We start from the raw sequence: 9,586 nt of genomic DNA on the forward strand, positions 1-9,586 counted from the left end.
CCTCCTATTGTTTTACTTCTTCAATCAAGAGCGAAGAGAGTAACTGATAAATAATCGAATCATTGCCGGAATTAAAAATCTCCGTATTTAGATCATTCATAATGATCGAACCACTGATCTTCCCTAACATCTGAGAGCTTGTTTCATTGATAGGATAGGGCGCCAGCATGACTAATAAACGGGTAACAGCGATTTCTTTTTTATCCATCGCTAGAAGTGGCAGCGGCTGTTTCAAATCGAAAATACGAAAAACAGGTTGCAGGATCGCCGAACTCGCCGCGTGAAACAAGGCAAAGTGGGTGTCAGGAATGCCCACTGGCGCTTGGAAGTAGCGCCTTAAGAGACGATCAACAACTTTCTCACGATCTAAAACAACATGTGCATCAAAAGACGTCAGCACCAGCTGCAACGTTTCTTCCAAGTCCGCTGGGTTATCAATCGCCTGCACTTGAAACAGCGCCAATAGCTGGTTAATAGCTTCGATAAAAGCCAAGACCGCTTCATAGGATTCCTCTTTGACCAAAGCAGAGGGCGCTTTTTTGGCGGAACGTTTTTTCTGACTAATGGCTTGGAAGGCCTTCTTCAACTCTTGAATGTCTTCTTCTAGCAGGATCGGTGAAACGAGTTTGTACTCTCCTTGATACCCTGGCAGCAATGAAGTCGAGATCACCAAGTCATAGGTCTCCTCGATATTTTCCCGTTTGACATCCCCCACTCGAAAGAAGGTGATTTGATTGATAAAGGGAAAATGTTTCCGCAGCTGCATCTCTAACAAACTGATGGAGGCTAATCCGCTAGGAGAGATCCCTGCAATATTGACTTCTAACACTTTCGGATTTTTTTCCAACGAATTGGCAAAATGCAGGACCATATAGGCAATTTCTTCTTCCGAGAACTGCTGCTGCGGAAAGACTTGCGGCAGATGATTGCGAATCCCGCTGGCAATCTCGACATACTGGTTCATGATTTTTTCTAGGATAGGGTTGTTCAAATGATCTTCTTCTAAAATAGCCCGCGTCATTACTCCTGAGATATGGGTCAGCAGCATTTTATACAAGTTCGTGTCTTCATAAAACGCCACTTCCGTTTGCTCACTGACCAATTCGATCAAGCGTTTTACACGATAAGCCAAGTCGGTATCAAAATTGTCATCAAAAAAATCACGGTCAAAGGAATTGGCAAAATCACCTAGTAACACGGCAAAAAAGACGATTTCGTTGATGGAATAAAGCAGTTTGGTCTTTTCGGCGATCTGAGCAAAAATCTTTTTCGCCACCTTCAGCAAGTCTTTGTTGATCTGACTCGGGTACGTCTCTTCTTCCACCGTATAGCCCAAAGCTACCCGATCCATGGCTAGCGCCAGCATCAAGACGATAAAGGCTAATTTGCGGTCACTAAGTTCCTTGAATTGGGGTTCGATGGTTTCCCGAATCAACCGCTGGGCTAGCAATAGATGGTCGCGGGACAGAAATTGAAAAATAAACGGGGCTTCATCATCGGTTTCCAGTAAATGGAAAAATTGGTATTCATTGATCTCCATCACTAGTGTATTGGCTGTGAGCAACCGCCGATACTTTTCGGAGCCTTCGATCTCATACCCTTGATTGCGCACGATCCTTAACGGCAGCCGTGCGAGACTCTCTTCAAGCTGTTTGATGTCTGAAAAAAACGTCGTATTGCTGATTTGGTAACGCTCCAAGAAAAAATGACTGGATACAGGCTTCGTGGCGGTAGTCAGTTGCAACAAAATACGGTGTTGCCGCTCACTAGCCGCGAATTCTTGATCGGTATCTGCCATAATGGCTTCTTGTAATTGGCGAATGCTCGTTTCTGATGCAAAAATTTGGAAATGACCACGACCGACCTTCTCTAAGGTAGCATCTACTGTTTCTAAGGATTTTTCTAGATTAGCCAGTTCACGGTACACCGTTCGTTTACTGACTTTTAAGACTTGCATCATGCGATCTAAAGAAACCGGACCGGTACTATTCATCAATTCCGTTAATAAAAGTGTTTCACGATTGGTCAAAAACATAGTCGACTCCTTCTGTCAGTAACTGACGATACGCATCTGTCGTCAATAAATCATCCACCACCAGTAAAGAAACATCTGGGATCGGGCACTTTTTTGCAAGTTCTTTCGGGAGGATATAGACTGCCGTAGGATCAAGAGCTTGTCCTTCATATGCCATTTTTTTGATGGTCAAAGACAGCGCTTGTTGGCGGGCCATTTTTCTTAGTATCTCCACTGCCATCGTTTGTGAACCGCGTTTTTTTCCAGTATACAAAAAGATGATCGTTGAAAACCCTAGCGAATTTGCTGCTTCGATTTGTAACGATTGTTGCGGATCCTGTTCTCTTCTTTGTAATTCTTGGATCAGCGGAGCATACTCATCTGCCGCCAAAAAATTATCTAGCACATAATGCTGTGCGTGTGGTGTCTGCTTTTGGGCAATAGCTGCTAATTCCCGTTGGGTGATCACTAACAGCTTGGGATCATCCGTCACACGATAAATCGACTGATAGCGGACAGGAAACGTTAGCTGGGCTTCTTGCAACTGTTTTTTTAGTATGCTGGCACCAATCGCACTGGACCCCATCCCTGCGTCACAGGCCACGACGATCTCCGTGACTTTCTTCATTTTCGGCATCTTACGCTCCTCATTTTCTGTATTGGTCTTCCGTTTTAATAGCACACTAGCGATCGCAAACGATACGACCGTACTGACGACAATCCCAGTTAAGACACCAAGGATCATAGAAGCCGGTGTATTGAGTAAAATCGCCAAAATCGAGCCCGGGGACGCCGGTGCTCTCAAGCCTACTCCTAAAAATTGGAAGATCAGTGTACCGCTGAAACCACCAACGATCGGACCGAGCAACACCCAAGGATCGAGCAGAACAAACGGGAAATAGACTTCATGAATCCCACCAATAGCCTGCACAAAAATGGATGCTGCGGCATTCGTTCGGTTTCGCTTTGAACCAAAGAAAAGATACGCCGCTAAGACCCCTAATCCCGGACCGGGGTTGGCCTCGATCAAAAATAAAACCGACTGACCGTTAACTGCCGCGGCTTCGATTCCTAGCGGCGTAAATAGTCCATGGTTGACAATATTATTAAAAAACAAAACCTTCAATGGTTCTACAATGATATGAATAAAGGGCACGACGTTTTGCCGAACGAAATAATCAACGAGCTGATAGCTGCCGAGACTGAACCAATTAAAAAGCGGCGCCAATAGAAAGTAACTGCCTAAAAAAAGGAGTCCGCCAAACGCACCTGCAATAAAATTGCGCACCAGCATCTCATAGCCACTTTTGACTTTGCTCACGATCGAATCACTGCAGTACAATAGCCAGCCCGCTAGCGGTCCCAGCAGCATCGCCCCAAAGACCTGGGGAATATCGGTTGCGAGAATAGCCCCTAAGACCGCCACTGCTCCTACGACCCCACCGCGTTCAGGCGCCAACATTTGCCCACCTGTATAAGCAATCATGAGGGGCAGCAACACAGTCAAGACCCCTTGTTCCATTTGCTGGATCACTTGTTGATCGACTGAGAAAAAAGGCAACAGGAATGAAATCAGCATCCACGCAATAAAAATACTTAAATTCGGCATCATCATGCGAGAAAGATAATTCGTATAAAACTTAACCGTTATCATTTTTTCTCTGGAAGACGAGGTCTTGTTCATTTTATCCGCTTCCTTTCTCTTCTCTATTATAAGATGTTCTGGCAAGACTGAAAACAAAAAAAGCATACGTTTTTTAAAACAGAAATCAAAAAAAGCTGACGTAAAACGCCAGCTTTTGAAATAGCTTCAATTGATTTAGTTTACGCGCACCGCGAAATCTGGTGAGTAATAAGAGTAACTGCTGACAGAAACATTTTGACCAGGTGTTGGTGCATGAACGTATTGTCCGTTACCCATAGCGATCGCCACGTGGTGTGTGCTTCCGCGGCTACCCCAGAATAACAAGTCACCGGCTTTTGCTTCGTTGATCGAAATTACCGTACCGGAAAATTCTTGTGCGTAAGTTACCCGTGGTAATGAGATCCCAACTTTAGCAAATACATATTGTGTAAAGCCAGAACAGTCAAAGCCGTCTGGTGTCGTACCACCCCAAACATAAGGGGTACCAATGTATTTCATTGCTTCTGCTACGATTGCTGAACCATTGACCGTTTGTGCGGGTGCAGGAGTACTGCTTGAACCGTTGCTGCTATTATTTGATCCTTGGTTGTTATTGCTATTGTTATTATTGGCAGGTGTCGATGGGGTCGTATTTGCTGAACCGCTGCCTTGTGATGAACTGCCTTGCGTAGTATCAGTCGTCGTACTAGAATTTGTTGTGGCGCTTGATGTCGTTGAATTCGACGTTGAAGATTCGCTTGCTGTCGCTTCTTGAGCCGCTGCTTCTTGTGCTGCTTGTTCACGAGCTGCTGCTGCCGCCGCTTCTTCTGCAGCGATGCGAGCTTGTTCTGCTTCGTATTCTTCTTTTTGTTTTTCTAAATCAGCTTTTTCATCTTCTTTAGATGCTTGTTGAACAGCCAATTCCGCTTGCAAAACATTCAAATCAGCTTGTTTGGCTTGTAGATCCCCTAATTGTGTTTCTAATTCAAATTGGTTCGCTGCGATCTCTGCCAATTTATCGTCGTTTTCCGCTTTTTTCGCTTCAACTGCTTCTTGGTCTGCCTTTTGTTGATCTACAAGATCTTTGTTAGCATTGACGATCGTCGTCATTGCTTGCACACGGCCAATAGCATCTGTTAAAGAGTCAGCTTCTAATACTGCATCAATAAAGTTCGTGCTTTGTCCATTGACTTGAACATCACGAGCTTGTTTTTGGATCGCTTCTTCACGCTTTTCGATTCTGACTTTCAAATCGGCAATTTCTTGCTTCAACTTTTCAGAATCCGCACGCAAATCCCCTTGTTGTTGCAACAAAGTTTGGGCTTTTTCATTGATTGCAGTCACGTCGCTTTCAAGTGCTGCTACTTGTGACTGGATGCTCGCTTGCTGGTTTTGCAAGTCAGAGATCTCTTGATTTTTTTCTTCAATTTTATTGTCAAAATCTGATGCAAAGACAAGTGTCGGTGCTGCTGCAGAAGTAAGAACAATTGAACTTACTAACAATAAAGATAAAATTCGCTTTTTCACTCTTCATTCCTCCGGCTGTTGCTTCCCCTAATATGGTTTTTTTATGTATAAATGCTTAAGAATACCTAAAGTCCTTCACGATAGTGTGATTGTAACACAGCCGTATGTCAGAGAGATAAAAGGAATATTACAAAAACATTTCAATCGCTGTTATTTTTATACAGTCAAACGCAAAAAAAATGAAGCTATTCGTCTTTGAATAGCTTCATGAATGGAATGACTAAAAGGATAAACAAAAGGATGTTCAATAAAAGCGTTGGTGCTAGAAAGCGGGAAACAAAGAATGACGTGCTAACTGATGCGATCTTAAACAGCAATTGAACCCCCAATGTCACAACTTCTAAGCTTGTAACAAAGATGATCATTCCGAAAAACATGGTAAATACATTTTGATAAAGCGTATTTTTCAAAATATACATGATCCATACGATCAAGGGAAACGCCACCGTGTAGATGCCGATCACACCGACATAATACACGTCATAGAGACAGCCGATCACCAGCGCCGTGGTAATCAAAAAGTTTTTCGGCAAATACTTCGCGCCACATAAAAGAGCGATCAATAAAAGATGCGCACTGGCGATATAATTGTCTTGGGTCCATTTTTCCAAAAAACGCGTCAGTTGTCCATCTGCCAACATCATCAAAAAGAAGACGCCCGCTGCCAGGTATTTGATGTAGTCATGCTTTTTCATGGCTATTCCTCACCTGCCAAGCGTTTGATAATCGTTACTGCTTGAATATCATACATTTGGGCATACGGTTTTACAAATACTTGGGTATCAAGACCAAACTCATCTTTGGTGGTACGGATCACTGTTCCGATCGCTAAGTCGGCGGGCGAGTTTCCTCCTAATCCAGAGGTCTGCACGACATCGCCTTCCTTCAGCTCATTGTCCCCCGTCAATTGGGTAATGACTAAGGAACGTTCTTTTTGATCGTAACTACTTAGGATCCCAAAGTTTGACCCATCTTCGCCGCTGATCCGAACCGGATAGTGGTTGGAATTCTGGTTTTCAGAAGTCAAAAGTTCAATTTTAGAAGAAGCTGCATTGACCTCAATGACACGACCAATCAAGCCTTTTTGCGACATAACTGCCATGTTGACCTCAACACCATCTCTTGAGCCGCGGTCCACGATCAGCATATCTTGCCAAGTATCAGGTGACCGATTGATGACATTGGCGGAGATCCGTTCATAATTCGTCAAGGTTGCATTCAGCTCTAGCTCTTCTTTCAAGGCATCGATTTCTCTTTGCGCATTGTCCTTCGCTTGTTCCAGTTCCTCAAAACTGTCCAATTTCTCTTTTAAACGTTCATTTTCTTCATAGGTCACAAACAAATTTTTGACTGAATTGGCACCATTTTCGATCCAACGAAAAGGAGCGGTAATCATTTTATCGATAAAGCCAACGGAGTCATTGACCGTAGATTGCACGGCATTGGTGGAGTTTCCCGCTGCTCGGCGGGCGATCGTCACGCTTAATACGGTGACAACTAAAATCACAATAATCAATGTGATGATAATATTTTTATTAGGATTAAACTTTTTCACAAAGACACCTCAAATAATTCCAAACTGTAGTTCCAATTTTACCATTAATACCCTGCAAACAAAAGCTAAGTTGTCCGTCTTAATGTTTTTTTTGTAATTAAGTTTCTGAAATTTTCAACAAAAAAAAGAGACGTTCCGTCTCTTAATCACAACTTTGAATGACTGCTATCATCCCGCTGCTAAAGGAAAAACCTGCTGTATGTGTCAGAAATTCATTGCTAGCATAAGAAGTTGGGTACGGTACTTGGACGTTTTCTAATAAATACTTGCTACCTGTTAACGTCAAATCTGTTACCGGCGTCAAACAGCAATACGCCAAATACTGCATCCCGGGTTCTTTTTCCAATTGATAGGTGCCTGGTAAAAAGAACTGAACGACATTTTGACGATCTAAAAAACGCAGATTTGGGGCAAATGGACGAAACCGATCTTCTAAAACTAACCACAGATTGGCTAAAAGATGGTCAAGGCGTCCCCCCGTTGCACCAATCACGTCGATTTGCGCTTCTGAATAAAGACGCAACGTCTCAACCAATGCCAATTGAGTATCTGTATCATCTTTTTCAGCAGGGGCTTGGATCACTGTCTTAACTTGTTGTTTGACCGCTTGCAGTTCTGCTGCGGTCAGGGAGTCGAAATCACCGATTGCCAGATCGACTGGCCGTTGGTGCTGAAGCAAAAACAGGGCCCCACGATCAATTCCAATGTATTTATCATACGCCATCAACTGTGGCCAATTTTCAGGACTTCCACCTGCCGCTAACAAAATCTTCATTTATTGCAAAGCTTCTTTCAATGCTCTGATTTGCGCCGCAGGTTCATCGGCATCGTAAATATAGCTTCCTGCTACAAAGACATTTGCGCCTGCTTCCAGGCAGCGTTTGGCTGTCTCAGGAACGATCCCGCCATCTACTTCGATATCATAATGGTAGCCTTTTTCTTCTTTTAAAGCAGCCAACGCCGCAATTTTTTCCAGTGATTCTTCAATAAAGGATTGCCCACCAAACCCTGGATTGACCGTCATAACTAACACTTGATCACACATAGATAAAACATGTTCAATGGCTGAAACTGGTGTACCTGGGTTGATGACGATTTCTGCTTTGACATTTTCTGCCACAATCATTTGGATCGCACGATGGATATGAGGCGTTGCTTCCGCGTGGATACCAATGATATCTGCTCCAGCTTCCGCGAAGGCATGGATATACTTTTCTGGCTCGGTGATCATTAGATGAACATCCAACGGCAGCTTGGTAACTGGGCGAATCGCTTTAACGATGTTTGGGCCTAAGGTAATATTAGGAACGAAATGACCGTCCATCACGTCTACGTGAATGTAATCTGCGCCATGGCGCTCTACCAGCTCAATGTCTCTTTGAAGATTTGCAAAATCGGCACTTAAAATAGATGGTGCTAGTTTCATCATGCTTTTCCCTCACTTTTTCTTCTTTTTATAAACCGGACGTCGGTTTTCAATCTCTTCTAAAAATTGCACGTAGTTTTTGTAACGAGTTTCAGCAATCTCATTTGCTGCAACTCCCTGTTTAACTGCACAATCAGGTTCATTGAGGTGCATACACTCCCTAAAGCGGCAGTTGGAAGCTACTGCTAAAAAATCAGGGAAGAGCTTTGGTAACTCTACTGCTTCGATTTCCAGAAAATCGATCGAACTAAATCCTGGTGTATCGGCAACCAATCCATCACAAATCGGCAAGAGCTCCACATGACGGGTCGTATGTTTCCCCCGTCCGAGAGATTCTGAGATCACTCCTGTTTCCAATGCTAATTCCGGGACGATTCGATTCAATAGCGTAGACTTTCCAGCACCAGATTGCCCCATAAAAACGGTGATCCGCTCAGGGAAGTACCGTTGAAGTTCCAATAGATCTTCGCCTTCTGCTTTTGACGTGATCACGTGGTAGCCAATTGCTTGATAGGTCTCCTCAATTGCTTTCATTGCGGCAAGATCTTTCACAAGATCCGCTTTTGTCAAAAAGATGATCGGTTCGATCCCCTCATACTCTAAGGTCACTAAAAAGCGATCCAATAGATTATAGGAGAAATTCGGCTCAACTAGACTTGTCACGACCACTCCTTGATCCACATTTGCGACTGGCGGTCGAACCAGCTCATTTTTCCGCGGCAAGATCTCTAAAAGATAGCCGTCTGTTTGATTGCTGCTTTCAAAAATCACTTCATCCCCAACCAAAGGAGTGATTTTTCGATTTCGAAAATTTCCTCGAGCGCGGGTTTGAAAGATTTCATCTTCTGATGCCACATAATAAAATCCGCTTAGCGCTTTGATGATTTGTCCCTTCAAACAATTTCCTCCTCGTTTTTTACTATTGTATCATATTTTCAGGACTTCTCACTGGCTGAAAACACAAAAAAGCCTGAAGCGAATGCTTCAGGCATCAAAAAATCGGGAAGACAGGATTCGAACCTGCGACCCCTTGGTCCCAAACCAAGTGCTCTACCAAGCTGAGCTACTTCCCGATAATAAAAATGAAACAAATAAAAAGACTACGCGCCCAAGAGGAGTCGAACCCCTAACCTTTTGATCCGTAGTCAAACACTCTATCCAATTGAGCTATGGGCGCATATTATGAAATGCCGAGGACCGGAATCGAACCGGTACGGTGATCACTCACCGCAGGATTTTAAGTCCTGTGCGTCTGCCAGTTCCGCCACCCCGGCTGAAAATTGCTAAGGCAAAGCGGAAAACGGGGTTCGAACCCGCGACCCCCACCTTGGCAAGGTGGTGCTCTACCACTGAGCTATTTCCGCGTATTCCTGATGCCGGCTAAAGGACTTGAACCCTCGACCCTCTGATTACAAATCAGATGCTCTACCAACTGAGCTA

8 protein-coding genes and 5 tRNA genes (1 of these 13 cut by a window edge) are annotated in these 9,586 nt (G+C 43.8%); all 13 read right to left on the reverse strand.

Features of this window, described 5'->3' with window-relative positions:
* Positions 1-4: 4 nt before the first annotated feature.
* Complete coding sequence (locus IGJ42_RS16600) at positions 5-2,035, reverse strand: BglG family transcription antiterminator (RefSeq protein WP_061053509.1); 2,031 nt, start codon at positions 2,033-2,035, stop codon at positions 5-7.
* Entirely contained in the window at positions 2,016-3,764 is a 1,749-nt protein-coding gene (locus IGJ42_RS16605; RefSeq protein ID WP_061053510.1) for a PTS sugar transporter, read from the reverse strand. Before IGJ42_RS16605 ends, IGJ42_RS16600 begins: the two co-directional genes overlap by 20 nt.
* A 69-nt stretch (positions 3,765-3,833) precedes the next feature.
* A complete protein-coding gene (locus IGJ42_RS16610; RefSeq protein WP_430615830.1) occupies positions 3,834-5,165 on the reverse strand; it encodes an NlpC/P60 family protein in 1,332 nt (443 codons plus the stop codon).
* A 185-nt stretch (positions 5,166-5,350) separates the two neighbouring features.
* The gene (gene mreD / locus IGJ42_RS16615) at positions 5,351-5,860 is read right to left on the reverse strand and encodes a rod shape-determining protein MreD (protein WP_005232950.1); all 510 of its coding nucleotides are present in this window, start codon (positions 5,858-5,860) and stop codon (positions 5,351-5,353) included.
* A gap of 2 nt (positions 5,861-5,862) precedes the next feature.
* Entirely contained in the window at positions 5,863-6,720 is an 858-nt protein-coding gene (mreC, locus tag IGJ42_RS16620; RefSeq protein ID WP_005232949.1) for a rod shape-determining protein MreC, read from the reverse strand.
* Between the two features lie 142 nt (positions 6,721-6,862).
* Positions 6,863-7,495, reverse strand: coding sequence for a thiamine diphosphokinase (locus IGJ42_RS16625; protein ID WP_430615832.1), 633 nt, complete (start codon positions 7,493-7,495; stop codon positions 6,863-6,865).
* Positions 7,496-8,149: a ribulose-phosphate 3-epimerase gene (gene rpe, locus IGJ42_RS16630; protein WP_005232947.1), complete on the reverse strand. Its 654-nt coding sequence runs from the start codon at positions 8,147-8,149 to the stop codon at positions 7,496-7,498.
* A 9-nt stretch (positions 8,150-8,158) separates the two neighbouring features.
* Positions 8,159-9,043 carry a ribosome small subunit-dependent GTPase A gene (rsgA, locus tag IGJ42_RS16635; RefSeq protein ID WP_005232946.1) on the reverse strand — a complete coding sequence of 295 codons (885 nt, stop codon included), beginning with the start codon at positions 9,041-9,043 and terminating at the stop codon, positions 8,159-8,161.
* Positions 9,044-9,145: 102 nt separating this feature from the next.
* A tRNA-Pro gene (locus tag IGJ42_RS16640) sits at positions 9,146-9,219 on the reverse strand.
* Between the two features lie 30 nt (positions 9,220-9,249).
* Positions 9,250-9,323, reverse strand: a tRNA-Arg gene (locus IGJ42_RS16645).
* 11 nt (positions 9,324-9,334) lie between these two features.
* Positions 9,335-9,420, reverse strand: a tRNA-Leu gene (locus IGJ42_RS16650).
* A gap of 18 nt (positions 9,421-9,438) precedes the next feature.
* Positions 9,439-9,510 (reverse strand) — tRNA-Gly (locus IGJ42_RS16655).
* Positions 9,511-9,520: 10 nt separating this feature from the next.
* Positions 9,521-9,586, reverse strand: a tRNA-Thr gene (locus IGJ42_RS16660); it runs 7 nt beyond the window's last position.

The sequence above is a fragment of the Enterococcus sp. DIV1067f genome (genome assembly GCF_050543505.1).
GTDB classification, from domain to species: Bacteria; Bacillota; Bacilli; order Lactobacillales; family Enterococcaceae; genus Enterococcus_D; species Enterococcus_D entomosocium.